Annotated in this window: 1 protein-coding gene; it reads left to right on the top strand. The window is 47.8% G+C overall.

The annotated features are described in order from the left end of the window. The coding region (locus tag R8N49_RS30285; RefSeq protein ID WP_318190841.1) for a KpsF/GutQ family sugar-phosphate isomerase at positions 1-521 on the top strand (521 nt) is incomplete at both ends.

Below are 521 nucleotides of genomic sequence, written 5' to 3'. Positions count from 1 at the left end.
TTCCAATAGCGGCAAAGTTGTCGTGATGGGTATGGGCAAATCAGGCCACATTGGCAACAAGATTGCAGCAACGCTTGCCAGCACAGGTACATCAGCGTTTTTCGTTCACCCGGGTGAAGCAGCGCATGGTGACTTGGGTATGATCAGCGCGGGTGACATTGTTATCGCTATTTCTAACTCTGGCGAGTCCCATGAAATCTTGTCTCTCTTCCCTGTTCTAAAGCGTTTAAACATAAAAATCATTAGCATGACGGGCAAGCCAGAATCCAACATGGCAAAACTGGCTGACTTGCACTTGCAAATCACTGTCCCTCAAGAAGCTTGTCCACTTGGCCTTGCACCAACCAGCAGTACCACAGCAACTTTAGTAATGGGCGATGCGCTAGCAGTTGCCCTACTTCAAGCGCGTGGATTCTCAGCAGAAGACTTCGCTCTCTCACATCCTGGTGGTGCTTTAGGAAGAAAATTGCTACTTAAGCTGTCTGATATTATGCACTTCGGAAATGCATTACCGAAAGTGT

The sequence above is a fragment of the Vibrio sp. 1978 genome (genome assembly GCF_033344345.1).
This window is presented reverse-complemented; position numbering and strand designations above follow the sequence as displayed.